Genomic DNA, 22935 nt, shown 5'->3' with positions numbered 1-22935 from the left:
AGTCTTCCACCGACTGGCGTGATGCCCTGAACGTGATTCGTCGATCCGGGACATGGTGCCTCGAAGGGGTCGGCCAGGCGGGCATGACCCTATTGGAGCCTGGTCAAAAGGCCCCATCAACGTCCTGTCTGCCAGTCTGGCCGGCCTGTCACCCCAATGCAAAGCACACGCCCAGATCGACGAACACCGTCGCACAGGGTGCATGGCTGTCACCAGCGTTGTCGGTCAGCGCGAAGAGCCGCCCGCGGGCATCGACTGTGACACCCTCAAGCTTCTCCTGCACCTGCCCGCCCGGCTCGCGCAGCCACGGCAGCAGGTCGGCCACGAGTCTCTTCGTCACCGGCACGGTGATCGGCAGCAGGCTGCCGGCGCTGTCGGTCGTCACCTGCCCGGGATGCTCCAGATCGACCGCATAGATGCGCTTGGTGCGTGCGCGGTCGCCTTCCTGTTTGTCGCGTTCAGCGAGCACCAGTGTGACGCGGCAGCCGGGGTCGTCGGCGAACCCGCCCTCACCGGTGACCGCGGCAACCGAGATCTCTGAGATGCCGACCCAGTCGTCCCTGCGAGACGACGCCGGGTCGAGGCCGTAGCCGTGCCAGCTCCATGCAGCGCCGCCCGAGCCGTTCTCATCACTCGTGCCAGCGTCATCGCTCATGCCGCTCGCGCCACCCAGCACAGCATCCACGCGCAGGCAGCCGATGCGAATCACATCGGCGCCGTCGACGCCCGCCGCACGGGGCCTCGCCGCCGGGTCGGCCCAGAGCGGCCGCTGAATCACGACGAACAGCCACTCCTGACCACGCGGATCGGTGAACGCGGTGACCCCCTCGAACCCCCATTTGCCCAGGTGACGCGAGATTGCCCCGGGCAGACGCACCGTCGCGCGGATGCGCCCTTCGGCATCGACCCGGTGCACGGCGTTGCCCGGCCCGGTCGAGCCCTCGTCGGCCAGCCAGAACCCGCCCTGCGGCCGCGCGAAGACGCCCTCGACGTCGAGATGCGCCGGCGATCCGTCGAGCTGCGTCACGGTCAGCGCAGCAACGGCCTCGACCGGTGTCTTGGTCGCGTCAAGCGTGAACACACGGGTGAGCCCGACCGAGTCGTCGTTCACCGCATAGAGCAGCCCGGGATGCGCCGGGTCGGCCGAGAGCCCGCTGAGGGCCTTGCACTCCCCCGCCGCGATCGCACCGGCCTCGACGAGCCCGTCGGCGATCACCGTGGTGACCCGCTCCGGCTCGGCGACCCCAGACGCATCGTGTCTGGTCTCACCCCGCCCGCGCATCGCGACGGCCACGGCGTAGCGCCCGTCGACCGGCTGTCGCCCGGCCAGAAACTCGCTGTGCGAGAAGAACCGTGCATCGCTCACCGTGTCGATGCCGCTCTCGACGACGTGGCGCCGCTTCACGCCGGCATCGCGCAGCTGCTGCGGCACCACTTCGGCGAACGACCGATCGCCCAGCGCATGCAGCGGGTAGCTCTGACCGTTCGGCGCCGGCCCCAGCCACACGACCAGCTGAGCGGGGTCGCTGCCGAACCGCCGCTGCATCCACTCGACCGTGCGCTGCCCGCCCAGCTGCTCGACGCTGTGACGACCGAGATGCGTCAGCGCGACCACGCGATGCTCCGGGTCATATGCCACGACCGGCATACAATCGGCGACCGGCAGCAGCAGCGCGGCACCCGGCAGCCCGGTGGCGAGCGCGTCGCAGGGGGTGGACGCATCATCGGCGAACCGAGCGGCGATCGTCTCGCGGCGGGTCGCGTCTCGTTCGTCGACCTCGCGGTACTCGCAGAAGTCGGATCGATCGTAAGAGATGCGCACGCAGGCCGTGCGCTCGGGGTCGAGACCGGCCTGACGCAGCAGCGTGCGCCGGTTGCCGCGAGCCTCGGCCCAGGTCTGGGCGTCGTCGCCGTTCGCACCGGGGGCAGCGGCCTTCATGGTGCCGTCACGAACCTCCGAGACGACCAGCGTGAGATCCGGGTGAAGATCGATGTTCAGCACTCCCCCAGACTACGCTGAGATGCATGCTCCCAGACCAGCCGCCCGAGCTGCTCGCGGCGCGACTGACCTCCGGTGACAGCGCTCGCCTGTATGCGGATGCCACCGCCAGTCTCGCCGCCGGCCTGCGCTGGCAGAGTGGCGCGTTCGATCCCGCCCACGCGATCGTCGTCGACACCGGCTCACCCCGCCAGCGCATCCTCGGATTCGGCGCCGCCCTGACCGACGCGTCGGCCGAGGTGCTCTCGGGCATGCCCGCACCGGAGCGCAGCGCGCTGCTGCACGAGCTCTTCGCCACGCTGGGCCTCACCACGCTGCGGCTCACCATCGGGGCGAGTGACTTCTCGAACAGTCCGTACAACTACGAGGCGCGCCCCGGCGCCTTCACGCTGCGGCACGACGAACGTCGGATCGTGCCGCTGCTCGACGAGATCCGCTGCATCCAGCCCGACCTGCACCTGATCGCCTCACCGTGGTCGGCGCCACCATGGATGAAGACACGACCCACCATGTTCGGCCGTCTGGGCCCGGGGCCTACCAGGCGCACCCCGCGTGCCTGGCTCACCTGGCTCGGGCGTCGCAGCCGGCTCGCTCGCCGCCACTTCGGCGACTATGCGAACTATCTGGTGCGCTACTGCGAGCGCATGGCCGAGCTGGGGCATCCCATCGATCTGCTGACCCTGCAGAACGAGCCCGGTCTCGCACCGGGGTATCCGGGCATGGCGATGAGTGTGCGCGACCAGATCCGACTCATCGCCGATCGCCTCGGGCCAGCCCTGGCCGCCTCGCCGGTGCGCACTCGGCTGCTCGCGCACGACCACAATTGGAATGCCGTGCCCGCGGTGCTGCGACTGCTCGGCGCCCCAGGCTCCGGGCAGTATCTCGACGGCACGGCCTGGCACGGCTACAGGGGTGAGCCCGACGCGCAGAGCGTCGTGCACCGTGCGTTCCCGCAGCGCAGCACCCACCTGACCGAGATCACCTCGTTTCGCGACCCCAAGACGCTGCTCGCCCAGCCGATCGCGCACGACCTGCGCTGGCACATGCGCATGATCGCGCTCGGCGCGACCCGCAACTGGGCCGAATCGATCACCTACTGGAACCTCGCACTCGACGGCCACGGCGGCCCCTTCCTGGGCCCGGGCTCGGTTCCGGGCCGACGAGGCGGCTCGCAGATGGAGGGCGTGGTCGATGTGTTCGCCGACACGACGACCGTTCGGCGCAACGTGGGCTACTACAGCCTCGCCCACCTCAGCGCTGTGCGACCGGGCGCCCGATACCTGCCGTCGTCCGGGCATGAGACCGGGTACACGCTCAACGCCGCCTTTCAGAACCGGGACGACTCCCTCGTGCTGATCGTCGCCAGCGACGCCCGTGAACGGCGCACCACCACGATCGCCGTCGAGGGCTGGCATGCCGAGCTCACCCTCGATCCCGGCGACATCGTCACCATGGTCATCTCTCGTTCATCTGCACCGAATAGTCTGCTCTGATGTCGAACGACCTGCACCGCGCCGACAGCAGCACGGCCGTCATCGCAACCGCAACGATCCCGCCGACGCGAGGCCGCATTCTGCGCTGGGCATCGTGGGATTGGGGCTCTGCCGCATTCAACGCGGTGACCACGACCTTCGTCTACACCGTCTGGCTGACCAGCGCCGCCTTCATCGGCGATCACACGCTCGTCGACCAGCGCAACGCCGACAAAGCCGCCGGTCTCGCCTCGAGCCCCGCCATCGACGAGGTCGAGGCCATCCTGGCGCAGCACTCGTCCTGGCTCGGTCTGGGCCTGTCGCTGGCCGGGATGGTCGTCGCCCTGCTCGCCCCGGTGATCGGGCACCGATCGGACGAGTCGGGCAACCGGCGCAGAAACCTCGGCATCACGACCTTCGGCACCGTGATCTGCATGATCGCCATGTGGTTCGTGCAGCCCGACCCCGACTGGCTGTTCTTCGGCATCGCGCTGATCGCCGTCGGCAACGTCTTCTTCGAGCTGGCCAGCGCCGAGTACAACGCGCTGCTGCCCGGCGTCTCGTCGCCCAAAGACGTCGGCCGCGTGTCGGGCATGGGCTGGGGCATGGGCTATATCGGCGGCATCGTGCTGCTCGCCATCGTGCTGGTCGGGTTCATCAACCCGACCGTCGGCTGGTTCGGCGTCGGCGATGAGCACGGCACCCGCTACCGTGCCGTCGCCCTGCTCGCCGCACTGTGGTTCGCCGTGTTCGCACTGCCCACGCTGCTGCAGCGAGACGGGCTGCCCGAGCCGGCCCGTGCATCCGCAGCGCGGCGCACGTCGTTCTTCGGGGTCTACCGCGAGCTCGGCCGCACCATCGCTCGGCTCTGGCGCAGTGCGCGCAGCACCCTCGTCTTTCTCATCGCCAGCGCGATATACCGTGACGGCCTCGCCGGCGTCTTCACCTTCGGCGGCGTGCTCGCGGCCGGCACCTTCGGGTTCTCGAGCAGCGAGGTCATCGTCTTCGCGATCGCCGCGAACGTGGTCTCGGGCATCGCGACGATGCTGCTCGGCATGATCGAGGACCGCGTCGGCCCCCGCGTGCTGATCACGATCTCGCTGATCGGCATGATCGTCGCGGCGCTGCTGACACTGCTGACCTCGGGCGGCGGCAAGGCGTTCTTCTGGATCTTCGGCATGCTGATGTGCGTGTTCGTGGGGCCGGTGCAGTCGGCGTCGCGCTCGTTCCTCACCTCGATCACTCCCGTCGGGCACCACGGTGAGATCTTCGGTCTCTACGCCACCACGGGCCGTGCGGTGAGCTTTCTGGCACCCGCGGCGTTCAGTGTGTCCGTCGCGCTGCTCGGCGCGCAGATCTGGGGTATCTTGGGCATCGCGGCAGTGCTGCTGGTCGGGCTTGTGCTCTTCACCAGGGTGCGCGTCGCACGCTGACCACGACCGTACGCACGTCTCCGCGGCCACGTGCCACCGGGCAGGTGAATGCGAGCGTTTCTCGCGGCGCCCCGACGCAGTGAACTGGAGCTCCCATGGCATCCCCCGACACGCCATCTGCCACCCCGCCCCCCGCACCGTCGCGTGCGCGGCTGGTCTTCGACGCGCTGATCACCGTCGCCGCAGGGCTGACCATGCCGGTGCAGTCGCGCATGAACGGCGCCCTGGCCACTGAGATCAGTGACCCGGCCTTCGCGGCGTTCGTGAGCTTCGGATCGGGATTCGTGCTGCTGACGGCGCTGCTGGTGCTGCCCGGCAACCGGCGCGCGCTCGGTGCGCTGTGGGTGGCGATCCGCAGTCGGCGGATGCCGCCCTGGCTCATCGTGGCCGGCGCGCTGGGTGCGTGGCTGGTGATCGCGCAGAGCATCAGTGTGGGCGTGTTCGGCGTGGCGCTGTTCATGATCTCGCTGATCGCGGGGCAGACCGTCAGCGGACTGCTCGTCGACCGGTTCGGCTTTCTGGCCGACCGGAAGCAGCCGCTGACTCCGATGCGCGTCATCGCAGCGGTGATCACCATCGTCGCGGTGGTGTGGTCGGTGTCGGGCAGCATCCCCGCGGGTCTGGCCGTCGGCACGATGGTGCTGACGGCGCTGCTGCCGCTGAGCGCCGGCATTCTGAGCGGGTTCCAACAGGCCATGAACGGGCGCATCGCCTCGACGACGAAGGCTCCGTTCAGCGCGACCTACATGAATTTTGTCGCCGGCAGCATCGCGCTGCTGGTCGTCACACTCGTCGAACGCACCTCGCGCGGGCTTGCTGTCGTGCCGCAGCTGCCGGCTGTGTGGTGGATGTACCTCGGCGGCGCCATGGGCATCATCTTCATCTTCACCGGGGCCCATATGGTGCCCCGCATCGGCGTGCTGCGGTTCACGATCGCGGCGATCGGCGGGCAACTGGTCGGCTCGCTGCTGCTCGACTGGCTGTGGCCCACCTCGGCCGCCGGCGTCTCGTTCGCCGCGATCGGCGGCGCCGTGCTGACCTTCGGCGCGATCGCGCTGTCTGCGCTGCCCGATGTGCGGGTTCGGCAGCGAGCCGAGGCGAGACGGTAGGGCGCGTGCGTCGACCCGTCGTCGCGGCGAGGCGAGATCAGAGACGGAACGGTCAGATCTGGTCGAGCGCCTGCGCGAGATCGGCCTGCAGATCGGCGACCCCCTCGATGCCGACCGAGAGACGCACCACGTTCAGCGGCACCGCAAGAGGCGTGCCTTTGACCGACGCGTGAGTCATCTCCGACGGATAGTTGATCAGCGACTCGACGCCGCCGAGACTCTCGCCGAGCACGAAGAGCTTCGTGCTCTCGGCGAAGGTGCGGGCCGCCTGTTCGCCGCCGGCGACGGCCACCGAGACCATGCCGCCGAAGCCGCCGTGCATCTGCTTGGCCGCGACCTCGTGGCCGGGATGGCTGGACAGCCCCGGGTAGTAGACCTGATCGATCCTGGGATGCTGTGCGAGCCATTCTGCGAGCTGCTGCGCGTTCTCGGAATGGCGCTGCACACGCACGCCGAGCGTCTTGATTCCGCGCAGCGTGAGCCAGCAGTCGAACGGCGACGAGATCGCACCCATGGCGTACTGGCTGAACCAGAGCTGGTCTTCGTACTCGTCGGTGGCGAGGACGACCGCACCGCCGACGACGTCTGAGTGCCCGCCCAGGTACTTCGTCGTGGAGTGCACGACGAAGTCGGCGCCCAGGCTGATCGGCTGCTGCAGCACCGGCGAGGCGAAGGTGTTGTCGACGACCACGAGCGCGCCGGACTGATGGGCGATCTCGGCGAGTGCTGCGACGTCGCTGATCTGCATCATGGGGTTCGTCGGGGTCTCGATCCACACCAGGCGCGGCTGAGCCTCTTCGATCACGCCGCGGGCGAGGTCGACGTCGGAGAGATCGGTCTCGACCGAGTTCACACCCCATTCGCCCCAGATCTTCGCGATCAGGCGATGCGTGCCGCCGTAGACGTCGTTGCCGCTGACCACGGTGTCGCCGGGCTTCAGCAGTGTGCGCAGCAAGGCGTCTTCTGCGGCGAGGCCGGAGCCGAAGCTCAGCGCTGCCGCGCCGTTCTCGAGTGAGGCGAGGCTCACCTGCAGAGCGTCGCGAGTCGGGTTGCTCATTCGGCCGTACTCGTAGCCGTGGCGGCCGTGACCGATGCTGTCCTGCATGTATGTCGACGTCTGGTAGATCGGCGGCACAACCGACCCGGTCTCTCTGTCGGGATCAAGCCCCACGTGCACAGCGCGCGTCGCCATGTCGGCGTCTCGGAATCGTTCGCGGTTGTCGAAGAATCCCTCAGCGTGCTGTGCCATGTGCGCTCCTGTGTTCGGAAGATCGTGCCCTGCCAGTCTAGGCCGGGCAGGTGTCTGTCGCCGCCGGAGGACCAGCTCGACGCTCTATTCTGCCCGCAGACAGAGAAGACCGCCCGGAGCGCTGTCACGAATGACAGGTCCGGGCGGTCTTTCAGGGGCTCGGCTCGAAGCAGGGTCAGACCCGACTCGTCACCGATGCTCGATGCGCGAGAGCCGTCGAAGACGGGCGCTCACTCAGTCGAGCGGTCGACTCACTTGAGGGTGACCTTGCCGCCTGCAGCCTCGATGTCGGCCTTGGCCTTCTCGGCGGTCTCTTTGTTGGCAGCCTCGAGAACGGTCGCAGGAGCGCCGTCGACGAGAGCCTTGGCCTCGCCCAGGCCCAGGCTGGTGAGGGCGCGAACGGCCTTGATGACCTGGATCTTCTTGTCGCCAGCAGCCTCGAGAACGACGTCGAACTCAGTCTTCTCTTCAGCAGCCTCGGCCTCGCCGGCGGCCGGGGCAGCAGCCACGGCGACGGGAGCGGCAGCGGTGACCTCGAAGGTCTCCTCGAATGCCTTGACGAAATCGTTGAGCTCGATGAGGGTGAGCTCCTTGAAGGCCGCGATGAGCTCTTCAGTTGACAGCTTTGCCATGATGGTTCCTTTATCTCAGATGTCTGATGTGTGGTTTTCGGATGAAACCGTGGTGAAGACCCGAGAGGTCTTACGCCTCGGCCTCTTCTTTCTTCTGACGCAGCGCGTCGACCGCGCGAGCGGCCTGCGACAGCGGCGCGTTGAACAGGTATGCGGCACCGAACAGCGAGGCCTTGAACGCGCCGGCCAGCTTTGCCAGCAGCACTTCGCGGGTCTCGAGATCGGCAAGCTTCTGCACGTCTTCGGGAGTCAGAGCGGCGCCATCGAAGTAGCCGTTCTTGAGCACCAGAAGAGGATTCTCTTTGCTGAAGTCACGCAGCGCCTTGGCCACAGGGACCACGTCGCCGTGCACGAACACCAGCGCGCTCGGGCCGGCGAGAGCATCGTCGAAGACGTCGATGCCCGCCTCCTTCGCGGCGATCTTCGCGAGCGTGTTCTTCACCACAGAGAACGTGGCATTCTCACGGATTGAATCGCGGATCTTCTTAAGATCTGCAACCGTGAGGCCGCGATACTCGGTCAGCAGCACTGCGCTTGAGCTACGGAATTCCTCCGTCAGCTCGGCGACTGCAGCTTCCTTGTTCGCCATTGCACTCCTCGTGATGTCATGCCGGCGGCCCGATGCCCACGAGAATGAGAAAAGCTCCGACACAGATGTCGGAGCTCGACGCACACCGCGTTACACACGGGCATGCATGTTGTTCGTTCACCTGCGCGGGTCGTCACTCTCGTGACCTTCGCCTGTTGCAAGACAGGAACCGGCGGTCTTTGGCCATCGTTCAGCATACTGGTTACCAGGAGCCGACGCAAGCGCGTCTTCGATCGGGGAGTCCCAGGCCCCCTGCCGGCGGCAGACCCCTTGTACACAAGAGAAGTTCTCCACAGTTGCCTCATTCCTCTTGAAGTCTGCACGCACTCCGGTGAAATGGGACTGACGCGGCTGTCGCAGCACCCGGCCCGTCCTGGCCAGCCACACCGGCTGCCAGCAGAGCCGCGCAGCGGCTCCCAGGGGGGGGAGGCTGTCAATGATCAACGCCTATTGTCCACGGTGCCATCTGCCGCTGAGTGCGCATGAACGAGGCTGTCCGGCCTCCGAGGCGAGCTCGTTGCCGCTGAGTCGGCTCGCACATATCGGGCTCGGACATCTTGACCGCGCATCGCGTGCTCATCTGAACCGCTGGGGCATCGGGCGCGAACGTCACGTCGAGTTCGACATCGCAGCCGGGCAGCTCACCTGGTGGTTCGACGACTCGCGAAGGTTTCGTGCGCCCGCACAGGTCATCGGGCTGTACCGCGCGGCTCAGGGCGTCTTCTGCTGGGGGTCGAACCTGGGGTTCTCCTGTGCCGCGACCCGGGTCAGCGAGCAGATCGCCCGTTGGGCGCACTGCGAAGACTGGGCTCGACTGCTGCATCAGCCGGTGCACTGCAGTCACCGAGACGCACAGGCGATCTCGGCCGCAGCGATGGTGCTCTGCCGTGCCAACGGGGTGCAGGAGGCCCCGGCCACACCCGGCACCTCGTGGTACACCGTGTTCAGCCTGCGCGGCCTGGGCTGACCTGGCTGGGCTGTGACCGTTCTGCGCGAGTGCGCCGGTTCTGCGCCGGTCTGCGGATACGGTGGCTAGGCTGGGATGCGTGACTCACGTTCCCGATTTTCTGCGCTCCCGCGTGCTCGCCGACAGCCACGACCGCATCGGCTGGCTCAAGGCCCGCAGCTTCGGCATCACCGCGACCGACGCCGCGCACCTCGCGACGCCGCGATCGGTGGAGGGCGTGGTGCGGTCGAAGTGCGACCCGCACGGATTCTCGGGCAACGCATACACCGACTATGGTCGCGAACGCGAGCCGGTGATCGCTGAGTGGATGCGCCAGAACTTCGGGCTGCACACCAGTACGGTGCTCTTTCGCTCCGACGGCAACGCCCGCCATCTGGCGACGCCGGACGGCATCAACGAGTGCAGCGGGTGCAGCGACCTGCTGCTGGCCGAGATCAAGACCAGCACGAAGCCGATCGAGAAGCTGCCCCGCACCTACTTGCGCCAGATCTGGTGGCAGCAGTACGTCATGGGCGCTCAGCGCACGCTGCTGGTCTGGGAGCAGCACGAGAACTTCCGCCCTCTGGGCGCCCCGGTCACCAGATGGATCGACCGCGACGATCAGCAGGTCGCGAAGCTCGTGCGGCTGGCCGATGAGGCTCTGGCCCGACTCGACGCCGTGCCAGAGCCTGCTTTCGTCTGACCGTTACTTGCGTTCGCCGGTGACGAGCGCGTAGGTCACACCGGCGAAGATCGCACCGAGAATCGGTGCCAGGATGAACAGCCAGAGCTGCACCAGCGCATCACCGCCCACGAAGATCGCCGGAGCGATCGAACGAGCGGGGTTGACCGAGGTGTTGGTCACCGGAATCGAGATCAGGTGGATGAGGGCGAGCGTCAGGCCGATGGCCAGCGGCGCGAAGCCTGCCGCAGCGCGCTTTCCGGTCACACCGATGATGACGTAGAGGAAGACCGCGGTGAGCACGAACTCGATCACGAACGCCGGCAGCATACCGTAGCCCTCAGGCGAGTGCGCGCCGTAGCCGTTGGTGGCGAAGCCGTCGCTCAGGCTGAAGCCGGCGCGCCCCGAGGCGATCACGAGCAGCACTGCGGAGCCGACGATGCCGCCGACGATCTGCGCGACGACGTAGGGCAGCACGTGCTTCCAGGAGAAGCGTCCGGCTGCGGCGAGACCGATGGTGACCGCCGGGTTGAAGTGGCCTCCAGAGACGGGGCCGAAAGCGTAGGCGCCGACGACCACGGTCAGGCCGAAGGCGAGTGCCACGCCGAGGTAGCCGATGCCATGGTCGACCGTCGCCGCCAGCACAGCCGCTCCGGTGCCGCCGAAGACCAGCAGGAATGTGCCGAGAAACTCTGCTCCGAGCTGATTGCCGAGCTTCGGCTCGGGAAGTGTGGTGGTGTCACTCATGACTGGGTCCTCCTATGGATCGTGCTCTGACTCATGCTGCGGAACGCTCTCGGGAACGTTCCCTGCGTCTCAAGTATGACGAAGGCGACCGGCGCTGCCTATCACGCGTGTACCGAGATGCAGCGTGTGCCATTGCACAGACAAGTCTGCACCATCGAGAGAGCCCCGCAACCTCATCAAAGGTGCGGGGCTCTCTGCGAATGCGCGGCCGAAACGACCGGTGCGGCTACTTGGCCGGAACGACCAGTGCGTTGACGTCGAGCGGAATGCCGGGGCCGAAGGTCGTCGAGACGACGCCCTTGGTCACGTAGCGGCCCTTGGCAGCCGACGGCTTCAGACGAACGATCTCGTCGAGCGCCGCCTGGATGTTCTGCGCCAGCGCCTCGGGGGTGAACGACGCCTTGCCGACGATGAAGTGCACGTTGGCGTGCTTGTCGGTGCGGAACTCGATCTTGCCGCCCTTGATGTCGGTGACCGCCTTGGCCGGGTCGGTCGTGACCGTACCGGTCTTGGGGTTCGGCATCAGGCCGCGAGGACCGAGCACCTTGCCGAGGCGACCGACCTTGCCCATCAGGTCAGGGGTGGCGACGGCCGCGTCGAAGTCGGTCCAGCCTCCCTGGACCTTGGCGATGAGCTCGTCGCTGCCGACCTCGTCGGCTCCGGCTGCGGCAGCCGCGTCGGCCGCGTCGCCGTTGGCGAACACGATCACGCGTGCCGTCTTACCGGTGCCGTTCGGCAGGCTGACGGTGCCGCGCACCAGCTGGTCGGCCTTGCGGGGGTCGACGCTGAGCTTCAGCGCGACCTCGACGGTTGAATCGGTCTTGGCCGATCCGGTCTCACGTGCGAGGGCGACGGCCTCCGCCGGAGTGTAGAACTTGCCGGGCTCGATCTTCTCGGCCGCGGCCACATAGGCTTTTGAACGCCTGGTCATCTGCTTCTCCTGTATGTCTCGGGGATGGCTCCCCGTTGCAGTCTTCGGTGCAGTCGTGGTTCATCGGGTCGGCGTGACCCTCCCACTCCTGTCTGAGGTGCCGTCGAGTGCTCGACGGCGGTGCGAACTACTTCTTGATGGTGATGCCCATCGAGCGCGCAGTGCCCTCGATGATCTTCGCCGCGTTCTCGATGTCGTTGGCGTTGAGATCGTCGAACTTGGTCTGAGCGATCTCTTTCGCCTGCTCATGCGTGATCGAGCCCACCTTGTCGGTGTGCGGAACGCCGGAGCCCTTGGGCACGCCGGCGGCCTTGAGGATGAGCTTCGCTGCAGGCGGGGTCTTCAGCTCGAACGTGAACGAGCGATCCTCGTACACGGTGATCTCGACCGGAACCACATTGCCGCGCTGAGACTCAGTCGCGGCGTTGTAGGCCTTGCAGAACTCCATGATGTTCACGCCATGCTGACCCAGTGCCGGGCCGATGGGCGGTGCGGGGTTCGCTGCACCAGCTTCGATCTGAAGCTTGATGAAACCCACCGCTTTCTTCTTCGGTGCCATTTTCTTCCTTCTTACCTATGTTCTCTCCGCGTTCTGCACGGAAAGTCTGTGACGAGACGGCGACGGGGCATCAGGATGCGCCGCGAGCGCGCCGGCTCAGAGCTGTTTGGTGACCTGGTCGAACGAGAGCTCGACCGGGGTCTCGCGCTCGAAGAGCGAGACGAGCACGGTGAGCTTGCCGCTGGTCGTGTTGATCTCGCTGATCGTACCGGGCAGACCCGCGAACGAGCCTTCCTTGATCGTGATGGTCTCGCCGATTTCGAAGTCGACGTCGACCGGGATGACCCGAGCAGGCTGGGCCTTCGACTTCTTCGACTTGGTCGTGGCGCCCTGTTCTGCCTCGGCGGCTTTCTCGGCCTCGGCCTGCGCCTCCTGCAGCACGGTGGTCTTCAGCATATCGAAGACCTCTTTGCGGCGAAGCGGCAGCGGATCGTGCGCGTTGCCCACGAAGCCGGTCACACCCGGGGTGCGACGGACGAGTTCCCACGAGTCTTCGTTGAGGAACATGCGAACGAGCACGTAACCGGGGATGCGCACGCGCTTGACCAGCTTGTACTGGCCGTTGCGCACCTCGCGCACCGTCTCGATCGGCACCTGCACCTCGAGCACGTCGTCGCCGCCGGCCTGAGACTCGCGACGTTTCAGAATCGAGTTCTTGACGCTCTTCTCGTAGCCGGCATAGGAGTGAATGACGTACCAGTCACCCGCGGCGCGGCGCAGCTCACGACGAAAGTCGGCGAGCACGCGTTCCTCATCGCTGACCTCAGCGGCCTCGTCGGCATCCGCAGGCGTCTCGGCCGCGTCGACGTTCTCGGCGACCGCCGGCTCATCGGCAGAAGTCGCCTCAGCGGCGTCGGCGGGCGCTGCGGTCTCGGCTGTCGCCTCGTCGACCTGCGGAGTCTCGGTCACGGCCTGTTCAGTCTCTTCTTCTGCCACGTTCGTCTTCCTCGATTTGCTGCTATGGATGTGCCGGTGCTGTCAGACGACAGGCGCTCAGGCGCTGCGTTCGAACAGGAAGCCCACGCCCATGCCGAAGACGAGGTCCAGCAGAGTGATGATGGCCATCATGATCAGCACGAATGCGAGCACGACCAGCGTCTGGTTGGTGAGTTCTTTGCGGGTCGGCGTCGTGACCTTGCGCAGCTCGCCGAAGACCTGGCGAAAGAACAGGAAAAGACGCCCGAAGACGCCCCGAGCCTTGGCCCGGTCGGTCTCTGCGTTATCGACCAGGTGCGCGTTCAGCTCGTCGCTCGACGCTGCAGCCATGTGGTTCCATCCCTCTCATCAACCGTGCCGGTGTGCACAGCACCCCGTTCACACGAGATGTGCAGGGCGGACAGGACTCGAACCTGCAACCTGCGGTTTTGGAGACCGCTGCTCTACCAATTGAGCCACCGCCCTTCACGTGGTTCACACGTGAGGCCCTCGATCTTCACCGACGCGCGGTGCGCTGACGTCGAAGGCGCAGTTCAGCTTGGTATCTGTCAATACCGTCTGCCAGCATAGCGGGCTGTGCGCGTCATGTCCATATGGTCGCACAAGGATCCTGCTCGCCGGTCGGCGCAGCCTCTGCGCGCGTCGGCTCTGGCCGTGACCGGGCCCGTGCTCGTAGACTGGAGGCCGTGAGCACTGAACTTCCCCTCTCCCCACGCATCCTGGCCATCAACGAATCGGCCACTCTGAAGGTCGACGCGAAGGCCAAGGCGCTGAAGGCGGCCGGCCGGCCCGTGATCAGCTACGGCGCCGGCGAACCAGACTTCTCGACGCCCGCCAACATCGTCGACGCCGCTCGTCGCGCGCTCGACGACCCCGGCAACTTTCGCTACACGCCTGCATCTGGCCTGCCCGACCTGCGCAAAGCCGTCGTGGCCAAGACTCAGCGTGACAGCGGCCTGACGGTCGACCCCTCGCAGGTGGTCATCACCAACGGTGGCAAGCAGGCCGTCTACGAGGCGTTCGCCGCTCTCGTCGGAGAGGGCGACGAGGTCATCCTGCCCGCACCGTACTGGACGACCTACCCTGAGGCGATCCGCCTCGCCGGCGGCACCCCGGTCGAGGTCTTCGCCGGCGCCGACCAGGGCTATCGCGTGACGGTCGAGCAGCTCGAAGCGGCGCGCACCGAGCGCACCCGTCTCGTGCTCTTCGTCTCGCCCTCGAACCCCACGGGCGCCGTCTACACGCGTGAGCAGACCGAGGCCATCGCCCGCTGGGCGGTCGAGCACGACATCTGGATCCTCGCTGACGAGATCTATCAGAACCTGACCTACGACGGTGTGACCGCGACCAGCATCGCGTCGGTCATCCCCGAGGCCGCCGAGAACACGGTGCTGGTCAACGGCGTCGCCAAGACCTACGCGATGACCGGCTGGCGCGTCGGCTGGCTGGTGGGCCCGCAGCGCGTGGCCAAGGCCGTCTCGAACCTGCAGTCGCACCTGACGTCGAATGTCTCGAACGTGCCGCAGCGCGCGGCCCTCGAGGCGCTGACCGGCCCGCAGGATGCCGTGGCCGAGATGCGTACGGCGTTCGACCGCCGCCGCCGTCTCATCGTCGACGAGCTGTCGAAGATCGACGGATTCGTCGTTCCCGTGCCGGAGGGCGCGTTCTACGCCTACCCCGATGTGACCGGAGTGCTCGGGCGCGAGTGGCACGGCGTGACCCCCACCACGACGCTCGAGCTGGCCGACCTGCTGCTCGACCAGACCGACGTCGCGGTCGTGCCCGGCGAGGCCTTCGGACGCAGCGGCTACCTGCGTCTCTCGTACGCGCTCGACGACGAGTCACTGCTCGAAGGCGTGCACCGTCTGCAGCGATTCTTCAGCGTAGACTGAGGGCCGGACTCGAGGAAGGCGACACGATCATGACTGAGAGACGCCCGATCAGCACTCTGTTGGGAGACATCTCGACCGGCATGCAGGATCTCGTTCACCAGGAGATCGAGCTGGCGAAAGCCGAGCTTCGCGACTCGGGGCGCAACGCCGGCATCGGCGGCGCGCTGTTCCTCGGCGCGGGCGCTATCGTCGTCTTCGCGCTGCTCTTTCTGTCGCTCGGCGCCTGGTGGGGCCTCGGATTGCTGGTCGGCAACGGCTGGTCCGGGCTGATCCTCGGCGTGTTCTGGCTGATCGTCGCGGGCGTCTCCGTGCTCATCGGCGTCAAACGGTTCAAGAAGGTCAGGGGTGCGCCCAAGACCGTCGAGTCGGTGCGTGGCGTCGTCAGCGCCATCACCCCGAACAGGAGCGAGCGATGAGCAACACCGACCTCGGCCAGGGCCTTTCTGAGGTCGAGCGCATTCAGGCGAAGATCGAGCACACTCAGCGTCTGCTCTCCGCAGACATCACCGAGCTCACCGCTCGAGTGAATCCGTCTGACTACTCGCGCAGGCTGAAGCGCTTCGGCACGACCGCTGCGATCGTCGCCAGCTCTGCATTGGGCGTGCTGCTGGCCGCGCGGATCTTCCGCCGCCGCTGAGCCCCACGCGTCGCTCGCTCAGCTCCCGTTCAGTTCTCGCCGAATCCCAGCAGAATCGGCTCGGGCTGCAGCGCGATGCCGTACTCATTCGCCACCCGCGTCTGCACGAAGCTGGCGAGCTCGACGATCTGACGGGCGGTCGCTCCGCCACGGTTGGTGATCGCCAGCGTGTGTCGAGTGCTGATGGCGGCGTTCGATCCGGGCAGTGCGAAACCACGGTGCACCCCGGCATGCTCGATCAGCCATCCGGCGCTCAGCTTGACGAGCCGACGGCTGCTCGATCGCGCCAGCTGACCGGCGCCATAGAGCTCGTCGCCGCGAAAGCGATCGAGTGGGATCACCGCTGCGACCACGTCATCCGCGGCGTCGTGCACAGACGCACTCGCCGGGGCGGCGGACGACTGCCCGCCCAGCGCCTCGTCCGAGACGGGCCAGCGCGGAGCATCCGCCGGCAGGCCGTTCGCGAACGAGGCGTGCACGATCGGGTTCGTGAAGAACGACCCGCACCCGTGTGAGTCGACGTCTGCCGGGTCGTAGACCATGCCCTTGCCTCGACGCAGGCTCAGCACCGTGTCGCGCACCTGGCGCACCGGTGCCCGATGCCCGACCTCGACGCCGAGCGCCGCTGCCAGCTGGGCGTACTGCACCGGGGCCGAGAGGCCGTCGCCGTGCAGACGCAGGGTGATCGCGGTCACCACGCCTTCGAGCTCGGCACGTTTGAAGGCGCTGGTGCGGTAGCCGAGCCCCAAGTCGGCAGCGTCGATCGTGCGCAGCTCGCCGGTGGTGGCATCGGCGAAGTCGACGGAGACCAGGGCCTCGCCCACTTCATGCCCGTAGGCGCCGATGTTCTGGATCACCGCCGCCCCGACGCGGCCGGGCACGCCGCTCAGCGCCTCGATGCCGCCCAGACCAGACTCGACCGTTCGGGCCACGAGGTCGTCCCAGACCTCGCCGGCGGCCACGTGCAGGTCGAGCACACCCTCGGCGTGCACGCGAACGTCGGTGCCCTCGTTGCGCATGCGCAGCACAGCTCCCTCGAAGCCCTCGTCCGCGACGACCAGGTTCGACCCTCCGCCGAGCACCACGAATTCGTCATGCACGCCGTCGACCTCGCCGAGTGCTTCAAGCGCCTCGGCCGGCGTGGTGATGTCGAAGACGCGCTCGGCCCCGCCGCCGACGCCCATCGTGGTCTCGTCGGCGAAGCGGAACGTCACAGCAGCACCTGAGCCAGCGCCTTGCCGAGCACAGTGCGGCCGTCGAAGGTCGCGGTGATCGTGACCTTCGCGGCACGCTCACCGGCGTGCACGCCCTGGTCGATCGTCTCGATCGCCGTGATCATGGCGCTCACCTGCACGTCGGCGCCCGTCTCGACGTCGACGAGCACCGGGCGGGTGAACCGCGCCTGGTAGTCGAAGACGCGGCCGGGATCGCCCGTGGCGACCCAGTCGACGACCGGCTGAATCGCAAGCCCCATGGTGAGCATGCCGTGCGCGAGCACGCTGGGCATGCCAGCCGCCTCGGCCGCGTCGTCGCGGTAGTGAATCGGGTTGAAGTCGCCGGACGCCCCGGCATAGCGCACCAGGCTGTCGCGCGTGAGGTGCACGGTGCGTGGGCCGAACTCGGCGCCGACCTCGACCTGAGGTGCCTGCTCTGGGTCGCTCATCGTGCGCCCTCCTTGCTGCTCTGCGCCGGCGCTGCCACCGTCTCGGCAGGGTCTTCTCGAATCACGAACGTCGCGATGGCCGTCGACACCAGCGCCTGGTCGCGATCGCGAATCTTGGTGGCTGTGGTGACCATGGCGTTGTGTCCGAGTTTGCGCACCGCGGTGACGGTGAGCTGAGCCGTCAGCTCGTCGCCGGCGACGATCGGCCGCTCATGGATGAAGCGCTGGTCCCCGTGCACCAGGCGAGTGAAGTCGATGCCCGCGTCGGGGTCAAAGAGCAGTCGCTGCTCGGCGCGCTGCGAAATGATCACGGCGAAGGTCGGAGGTGCGACGACTCCGGCGTATCCGCTGCTGAGGGCGACCTGCGGGTCACGACTCAGCGCACTGTTCGAGAACACGGCGGAGGCGAACTCGCGCACTTTTTCGCGTCCCACCAGATAGGGCTCTGTGGCCGGATACGTCTTGCCGGCAATGTTGAGATTCACCACGTGTTCAGTGTACCGATGCCGGTCGGGCACGCGATAATGGTCGCCATGCCCGAACATGCACCGCAGGCCGGCGAGCGTCCCAGCCGTTCCGGGCCCGACATCGGCGTCAGCACGCGCACGACGAACGGCTTCCTCACGGTCAACAGCCACGAGATGTACGCCGAAGATGCCCGCCCCCACAACATCGCGCGCGAAGACGACGTCTCGGCCGAGAGCGCCCCGGTACTCCTGCTGCATGGCGGGTTCTGCTCACTCGAATCGCTGCGCCCGCAGGCGGATGCCCTGGCCGAGGAGCATCGCGTGCTCGCGTTCGAGCGACCCGGTCATGGCCGAAGCGCCGACATTCCCGGCGGGTTCGACTACGACCGGGGCGTGGACGATGCACTCGCCTATCTCGACGCGATGGGCGTCGCGCAGGCTCACCTCGTCGGATACAGCGACGGCGCGATCATCGGGCTGCTGCTCGCGATGCGGCATCCGCAGCGGGTGCGCTCGCTCGTGGCCATCAGCGCGAACCTCGACCCCTCGGCCTTCGACATGGGTGACGAGGAGGACTCGTCGCCAGAGCCAGAGCCCTCGCCAGAACGAGCAACAGAGCCAGAGCAGCCGACGGTCGAACCGGGCAGCGAGCGCGACTGGTACCAGCGGCTCTCGCCAGACGGCCCGGAGCACGTCGACGTGGTGCTCGACAAGCTCATGGCGCTCTGGCGCACCGAGCCGCACATCGCTGCGACCGACCTCGGCGCCGTCGCCGCGCCGACCCTCGTGATGGCCGCCGATCGCGATGCCGTTCCCGTCGAGCACACGCTGCTGATCGCGAGGTCGATTCCCAACGCCCAGCTGTGCATCGTGCCGGGTGCCACACACGCACTGGTCGCCGAACGCCCGGAGCTGATCAGCACGATCATCGGCGACTTTCTGCGCGGGCGCTGAGGCCCAGCGCGGCCTGCCCCGGCGCGGCGCTCAGCGCGACCGGCGCATGAGCCAGGCGAAGTAGGGCGCTCCGACCAGCGCGATCATGAGGCCCGCCGGAATCTGCGAAGGAGCGATCAGAGAGCGACCGAGCGTGTCTGCGATCGCGACCAGCAGCGCCCCGAAGATCATCGTCACGGGAATGATGCGGCCATGCCGCGCACCCACGATCGAGCGCGCCAAGTGGGGCGCCACCAGACCGACGAACCCCACCACGCCGATCGAGACCACGCTGACGGCGGCGAGCACGGCGGCCATCGTGAGCAGCAGCAGTCGGGTGCGTTCGAGTGCGATGCCGAGCAGGCGCGGCGTGTCGTCGTCGATCGACACCACGTCGAGCTGGCGGCGCATGGCCACGAGCACCGGCGTCAGCAGCAGCAGAGCGATCGCGACGGGCAGCACGTCGACAAGCGTGCGCCCGTAGGTCGTGCCCGAGAGCCAGGTGAAGATGCGCGGAGTGTCCCAGGGATCCGCCCGCAGCAGCAGGAACGTGGTGATCGCGGTCAGCCCGTAGCCGCAGCCGATGCCGATCAGCACGAATCGATCGGGTCGCAGCCCGCCCCGCCAGGCCAGCACGGCGATGAGTGCGAACGTGGCGAGACCGGTGAGCACCGCCATGCCGATCAGCAGAGGTCGACCGCCGGCACCGCTGGTCACGACCCAGACCGCGCCCAGCCCGGCTCCGGCGGTGATGCCGAGGATGCCGGGTTCGGCGAGCGGGTTGCGCACCGTGGCCTGCACGACCGATCCGGAGAGCGCCAGTGCGGCACCGGCCAGCACGGCGGCGGCGACTCGGGGCATCCGCTCGTCGAGCGCGCGCTCGATCAGGTCGGGCGCGGCTCCCTGCACCCACAGCACGATATCGCCCAGCCGAAGCCAGAGACTGCCCGCCAGCAGGCCGACGACGACCGCCATGACGAGCAGCACCAGGCTGCCGCACACGACCACCGCGAACCGTCGACTGCTGCGCACGCCGAAACGCGCACGCTGCTGCGGCCGTGAGGCCCCGGCATCGCGCAGACGCATCGCGAGCACGACGATCACCACCGCGCCCAGCAGCGCGGTGGGCACGCCGGTCGGGATCGACGCCGCCGCTTGGGCCCCCATCAGGGCTCGCAGCAGGGCGTCGGCCGCGAGCAGCAGGAGGGCGCCCAGCAGCCCCGAGGCGGGCAGCAGCAGCGCGTGTCGGCGCAACGCCGGCATCCGGCTCGAGACCAGGCGTGCGACCACCGGCGCACCCAGCCCGACGAAGGCGATCGGCCCGGCGAGCGTGACGGCGACGGCGGCGAGCAGCACGGCGCAGACCACTGCGACGCTGCGCGTGCCACGCACCGAGACCCCGAGCGAGGCGGCGGTGTCGTCGCCCAGCCGCAGCACGTCAAGATGCCGGGAGAGCAGCAGCGCTGCGACGAGCACGACGACGATCATCGGCATCGCGCGCATCGCGGCGTCGAGGTTCAGCTGCGCCAGCGAGCCGCTGCCCCAGGCGAAGAGTCCGGTGGTGTTCTCTTTGAAGAGAATCAGCAGCATGCCGGTCGCGGCGTCGAGGGCCATGGCGATGGCCGATCCGGCCAGGATCAGCCGTGTGGTGGCCGCGCCCGAAGCGCTGCCGGCCAGCCCGAGCACGACGGCAGCCGCCAGCAGCCCGCCGGCGAACGCGACCAGCCCCGACGCCCAGAGCGGCACGGCGATGCCGAAGGCGGCGACCACCGCCAGCGCGAAGTACGACCCGGAGGTCACTGCGATGGTGTCGGGCGAGGCAAGTGCATTGCGGGTGATCGACTGCAGCAGCGCACCGGCGACTCCGAGCGCGAAGCCCACTGCGATGCCGGCGAAGAGTCGGGGCAGGCGCGACCCGGTGAGCACGTCGGTGAGGGGAACGCCGCCGACCGTCTGGCCAGAGCCGCCGAGCGCCCGCAGCAGATCCCAGGCGCCGACGCCCGAGGTGCCCTGCGTCAGGTGCCAGACGCCGACTGCCACGACCGCGATGGCGAGCCCGACCAGCACGACGACCCCGCCGGCGATGCCGGACGGGGTCGTCGTGTGCTGACGCGGCTCGGTCACCCTTGGGTGATCGCGTCGACGAAGGCGTCGATCGCCTGCTCGTTCGAGCGCGGCCCTCCGGCGCCCCAGACGCCTGAGGGGAAGGCATGCGAACGGTGCTGCTGCACAGCGGGCAGCGACGACCAGATCGGGCTCTTCTCGAGCTCGGTCACATAGCTGTCGGGGGTGTCGTCGCTGGCGTAGAACAGGTTCGCGTCGCCCACTGCGGTGAGGCCTTCGATGTCGGTCTGAGCCAGGCCGTACGCCGGGTCGACGCCGCCGCTGCCGTAGGCCGCGTCGATCTCGTCGGTCCACGCCGGTTCGAGGCCCAGCTGCTGGCCGAGCGCAGTGAAGAGCGCGCCCTTGCCGTAGGGACGGATCGCGACGTTGCCGCCCTCGATCCAGCCGTCGAAGAAGAGGAAGCTCTTGGTGGGCAGGTCTGCGTCGGCCACTTTGTCTTTCGCCGCAGCGAGGTGCTCGTCGAACTCGGTGATCACCTGATCGGCGCGCTCCGTGCGACCGGTGGCCTCGCCGATCTGCGAGAACACCTGCTTCATGTTGCCGATCGGGTCTGCCGCGTCGGCGCCCAGGGTCGCCAGCACCGGCACGCCGCGCTGCTCGAGCTTGCCGATCAGCTCGTCGTCGGCGCTGAACGCCTCGACCACGATCAGATCGGGGTTGGCACCATACAGTGCATCGAGGTCGGGCTCACCCCGCTCGCCGATATTGGTCACCTGGTCGGGCAGCCTCTCAGCGCTCACGTAGGTCGCGTAGCCCTCCGGGTCTGAGACGGCGACGGGCGAGGCGCACAGGCTCAGCAGGTCTTCGGTCTGCTGCCATTCGAGCACGGCGACGCGCTCGGCGGGCTTGTCGAGGTGCACCTGACGGCCGACGCCGTCGGTCAGGTCGACGGGGCCGGTGGATGTCGTGGTCGTGTCATCTGCGCAGCTCTGGGAGGCCGGGGATGCGGCTGCGTCGCTCTGATCGACCGTCGTGGTGCCGCAACCGGCCGCGGTGAGCGACACCGCGATCAGGGCTGCCGCAGCGGCGGCGATTCTGGGGGCGGAGATCATTCGTGATCCTTTCGGGTTTCTTCTCGGGGAATGGAGGTGCGCGGCCGACGGCGGCTGGAGACCGGGTCGATGTGCAGCGCGCCGCTGCGCGGGTCGACGCCGACCTCGACGGGGATGCCGTAGACCCCCTGGATGTGCTCGGCGGTGAGCACCTCGCGAGGTTCGCCTGCTGCATGCACGCGACCATGGTCGAGCAGCAGCAGGGTATCGGCCACGCTCGCCGCCTGTTCGAGGTCGTGCAGCACGACGCCCACGGCCACGCCGTGCGCGTCGGCGAGCTCGCGCATCAGGTCGAGCGTCTCGACCTGATAGCGCAGATCGAGATGGTTGGTCGGCTCGTCGAGCAGCACCACGCCGGTGCTCTGCGCCAGGCACGCGGCCAGCCAGACGCGCTGCATCTCACCGCCCGACAGCTCGCCCGCGGCATGCCGGGTCTTGTGCTGCAGACCGGTCACCCGCATCGCGTGGTCGATCGCCCGACGGTCGTCGTCGCTCAGGCCACCGAGCCTGCGACGGTACGGGTGCCGGCCCAAGGCCACGATCTCAGCGACGCTGAGCCCTTCCGGGGCGGCATGGGTCTGCGCGAAGAGCGTCACCTCGCGCGCGAAATCGCGACGGGTGAGCAGGGAGACGGGCGTGCCCACGGCATCCGCTGCGCCTGCGCCGTCTGCGCCCGCGCCCTCGGCGAGCAGCACCTGACCGTCGGCGACGTCGTGCAGACGAGCGAGTGCGCGCAGCAGCGTCGACTTGCCGCTGCCGTTGGGGCCGACGAGTGCAGTGACCCGACCGGGCCGCAGACGCACCGAGACGCCGTGCACCACGACCGAACGACCGTATCTCAGCACGAGCCGATCGCCGTGCAGGGTCTTCGCGGACGTCATCG

At 68.0% G+C, this 22935-nt stretch carries 24 protein-coding genes and 1 tRNA gene; 9 read left to right on the top strand and 16 right to left on the bottom strand.

Going from position 1 to position 22935, the window contains the following annotated elements; all coding sequences use genetic code 11:
• Positions 1-148 precede the first annotated feature (148 nt).
• On the bottom strand, positions 149-2002 hold the full coding sequence (locus tag LRX77_RS06650; RefSeq protein ID WP_231832129.1) for an esterase-like activity of phytase family protein: 1854 nt from the start codon (positions 2000-2002) through the stop codon (positions 149-151).
• A 23-nt stretch (positions 2003-2025) separates the two neighbouring features.
• On the opposite strand from LRX77_RS06650, the gene LRX77_RS06645 reads away from it, so the two are divergent.
• The 3 genes from LRX77_RS06645 to LRX77_RS06635 all read left to right on the top strand — a co-directional run bounded on the left by LRX77_RS06645 (position 2026) and on the right by LRX77_RS06635 (position 6013).
• Positions 2026-3492, top strand: coding sequence for a glycoside hydrolase family 30 protein (locus tag LRX77_RS06645; protein ID WP_231832128.1), 1467 nt, complete (start codon positions 2026-2028; stop codon positions 3490-3492).
• Entirely contained in the window at positions 3492-4904 is a 1413-nt protein-coding gene (locus LRX77_RS06640; protein ID WP_231832127.1) for an MFS transporter, read from the top strand. The genes LRX77_RS06645 and LRX77_RS06640 overlap by 1 nt, the downstream gene beginning before the upstream one ends.
• A gap of 95 nt (positions 4905-4999) precedes the next feature.
• Positions 5000-6013, top strand: a complete 1014-nt coding sequence (locus tag LRX77_RS06635; protein WP_231832126.1) for a DMT family transporter — start codon at positions 5000-5002, stop codon at positions 6011-6013.
• A gap of 52 nt (positions 6014-6065) precedes the next feature.
• Here LRX77_RS06635 and LRX77_RS06630 read toward each other — a convergent pair whose 3' ends face one another.
• From LRX77_RS06630 to rplJ, 3 genes are all read right to left on the bottom strand, one after another.
• Positions 6066-7262 (bottom strand): cystathionine gamma-synthase, encoded by a 1197-nt coding sequence (locus tag LRX77_RS06630; RefSeq protein ID WP_269453744.1) that lies wholly within the window; start codon positions 7260-7262, stop codon positions 6066-6068.
• 251 nt (positions 7263-7513) lie between these two features.
• Positions 7514-7894: a 50S ribosomal protein L7/L12 gene (gene rplL, locus LRX77_RS06625; RefSeq protein WP_231832125.1), complete on the bottom strand. Its 381-nt coding sequence runs from the start codon at positions 7892-7894 to the stop codon at positions 7514-7516.
• A gap of 70 nt (positions 7895-7964) precedes the next feature.
• The gene (rplJ, locus tag LRX77_RS06620) at positions 7965-8483 is read right to left on the bottom strand and encodes a 50S ribosomal protein L10 (protein ID WP_231832124.1); all 519 of its coding nucleotides are present in this window, start codon (positions 8481-8483) and stop codon (positions 7965-7967) included.
• A gap of 436 nt (positions 8484-8919) precedes the next feature.
• Between rplJ and LRX77_RS06615 the strand changes: the two genes are divergently transcribed.
• Both LRX77_RS06615 and LRX77_RS06610 read left to right on the top strand, forming a co-directional pair.
• Positions 8920-9450: a DUF6882 domain-containing protein gene (locus tag LRX77_RS06615; RefSeq protein ID WP_231832123.1), complete on the top strand. Its 531-nt coding sequence runs from the start codon at positions 8920-8922 to the stop codon at positions 9448-9450.
• A gap of 79 nt (positions 9451-9529) precedes the next feature.
• Positions 9530-10132, top strand: coding sequence for a YqaJ viral recombinase family protein (locus LRX77_RS06610; protein WP_231832122.1), 603 nt, complete (start codon positions 9530-9532; stop codon positions 10130-10132).
• A gap of 3 nt (positions 10133-10135) precedes the next feature.
• On the opposite strand, the gene aqpZ is transcribed toward LRX77_RS06610, so the two are convergent.
• From aqpZ to LRX77_RS06580, 6 genes are all read right to left on the bottom strand, one after another.
• Complete coding sequence (aqpZ, locus tag LRX77_RS06605) at positions 10136-10858, bottom strand: aquaporin Z (RefSeq protein WP_231832121.1); 723 nt, start codon at positions 10856-10858, stop codon at positions 10136-10138.
• A 226-nt stretch (positions 10859-11084) separates the two neighbouring features.
• Positions 11085-11789, bottom strand: coding sequence for a 50S ribosomal protein L1 (gene rplA, locus LRX77_RS06600; protein ID WP_231832120.1), 705 nt, complete (start codon positions 11787-11789; stop codon positions 11085-11087).
• A gap of 127 nt (positions 11790-11916) precedes the next feature.
• Positions 11917-12348: a 50S ribosomal protein L11 gene (gene rplK, locus LRX77_RS06595; RefSeq protein WP_231832119.1), complete on the bottom strand. Its 432-nt coding sequence runs from the start codon at positions 12346-12348 to the stop codon at positions 11917-11919.
• A gap of 96 nt (positions 12349-12444) precedes the next feature.
• Positions 12445-13284 carry a transcription termination/antitermination protein NusG gene (gene nusG, locus LRX77_RS06590; protein ID WP_231832118.1) on the bottom strand — a complete coding sequence of 280 codons (840 nt, stop codon included), beginning with the start codon at positions 13282-13284 and terminating at the stop codon, positions 12445-12447.
• 57 nt (positions 13285-13341) lie between these two features.
• Entirely contained in the window at positions 13342-13614 is a 273-nt protein-coding gene (gene secE / locus LRX77_RS06585) for a preprotein translocase subunit SecE (RefSeq protein ID WP_231832117.1), read from the bottom strand.
• Between the two features lie 62 nt (positions 13615-13676).
• A tRNA-Trp gene (locus tag LRX77_RS06580) sits at positions 13677-13749 on the bottom strand.
• Positions 13750-13970: 221 nt separating this feature from the next.
• On the opposite strand from LRX77_RS06580, the gene LRX77_RS06575 reads away from it, so the two are divergent.
• The 3 genes from LRX77_RS06575 to LRX77_RS06565 are packed head-to-tail and all read left to right on the top strand — an operon-like array spanning position 13971 to position 15813.
• Complete coding sequence (locus LRX77_RS06575; RefSeq protein ID WP_231832116.1) at positions 13971-15176, top strand: pyridoxal phosphate-dependent aminotransferase; 1206 nt, start codon at positions 13971-13973, stop codon at positions 15174-15176.
• Between the two features lie 29 nt (positions 15177-15205).
• On the top strand, positions 15206-15592 hold the full coding sequence (locus LRX77_RS06570) for a phage holin family protein (protein WP_231832115.1): 387 nt from the start codon (positions 15206-15208) through the stop codon (positions 15590-15592).
• The gene (locus LRX77_RS06565) at positions 15589-15813 is read left to right on the top strand and encodes a DUF3618 domain-containing protein (protein ID WP_231832114.1); all 225 of its coding nucleotides are present in this window, start codon (positions 15589-15591) and stop codon (positions 15811-15813) included. Before LRX77_RS06570 ends, LRX77_RS06565 begins: the two co-directional genes overlap by 4 nt.
• Before the next feature lie 29 nt (positions 15814-15842).
• On the opposite strand, the gene LRX77_RS06560 is transcribed toward LRX77_RS06565, so the two are convergent.
• From LRX77_RS06560 to LRX77_RS06550, 3 genes are read right to left on the bottom strand one after another with little or no spacing between them, the layout of a single operon-like run.
• Complete coding sequence (locus LRX77_RS06560; RefSeq protein ID WP_231832113.1) at positions 15843-17027, bottom strand: UDP-N-acetylmuramate dehydrogenase; 1185 nt, start codon at positions 17025-17027, stop codon at positions 15843-15845.
• On the bottom strand, positions 17024-17476 hold the full coding sequence (locus LRX77_RS06555) for a MaoC/PaaZ C-terminal domain-containing protein (RefSeq protein ID WP_231832112.1): 453 nt from the start codon (positions 17474-17476) through the stop codon (positions 17024-17026). The genes LRX77_RS06560 and LRX77_RS06555 overlap by 4 nt, the downstream gene beginning before the upstream one ends.
• Entirely contained in the window at positions 17473-17964 is a 492-nt protein-coding gene (locus LRX77_RS06550) for an FAS1-like dehydratase domain-containing protein (RefSeq protein ID WP_231832111.1), read from the bottom strand. The genes LRX77_RS06555 and LRX77_RS06550 overlap by 4 nt, the downstream gene beginning before the upstream one ends.
• A gap of 45 nt (positions 17965-18009) precedes the next feature.
• On the opposite strand from LRX77_RS06550, the gene LRX77_RS06545 reads away from it, so the two are divergent.
• On the top strand, positions 18010-18897 hold the full coding sequence (locus LRX77_RS06545; protein ID WP_231832110.1) for an alpha/beta fold hydrolase: 888 nt from the start codon (positions 18010-18012) through the stop codon (positions 18895-18897).
• A gap of 30 nt (positions 18898-18927) precedes the next feature.
• Here LRX77_RS06545 and LRX77_RS06540 read toward each other — a convergent pair whose 3' ends face one another.
• Genes LRX77_RS06540 through LRX77_RS06530 form a run of 3 tightly spaced genes read right to left on the bottom strand, consistent with a single transcriptional unit; the run spans position 18928 to position 22933 of the window.
• Positions 18928-21000, bottom strand: coding sequence for an iron ABC transporter permease (locus LRX77_RS06540; protein ID WP_231832109.1), 2073 nt, complete (start codon positions 20998-21000; stop codon positions 18928-18930).
• Positions 20997-22052, bottom strand: coding sequence for an iron-siderophore ABC transporter substrate-binding protein (locus LRX77_RS06535; RefSeq protein WP_231832108.1), 1056 nt, complete (start codon positions 22050-22052; stop codon positions 20997-20999). The genes LRX77_RS06540 and LRX77_RS06535 overlap by 4 nt, the downstream gene beginning before the upstream one ends.
• Entirely contained in the window at positions 22049-22933 is an 885-nt protein-coding gene (locus LRX77_RS06530; protein WP_231832107.1) for an ABC transporter ATP-binding protein, read from the bottom strand. Before LRX77_RS06530 ends, LRX77_RS06535 begins: the two co-directional genes overlap by 4 nt.
• Positions 22934-22935 lie beyond the last annotated feature (2 nt).

This window comes from Pseudoclavibacter sp. 13-3, assembly GCF_021168475.1.
In the GTDB taxonomy this organism is placed as follows: domain Bacteria; phylum Actinomycetota; class Actinomycetes; order Actinomycetales; family Microbacteriaceae; genus Pseudoclavibacter_A.
The sequence above is the reverse complement of the archived record's forward strand: the minus strand, read 5'-3'. Positions and strand labels throughout refer to the sequence as shown.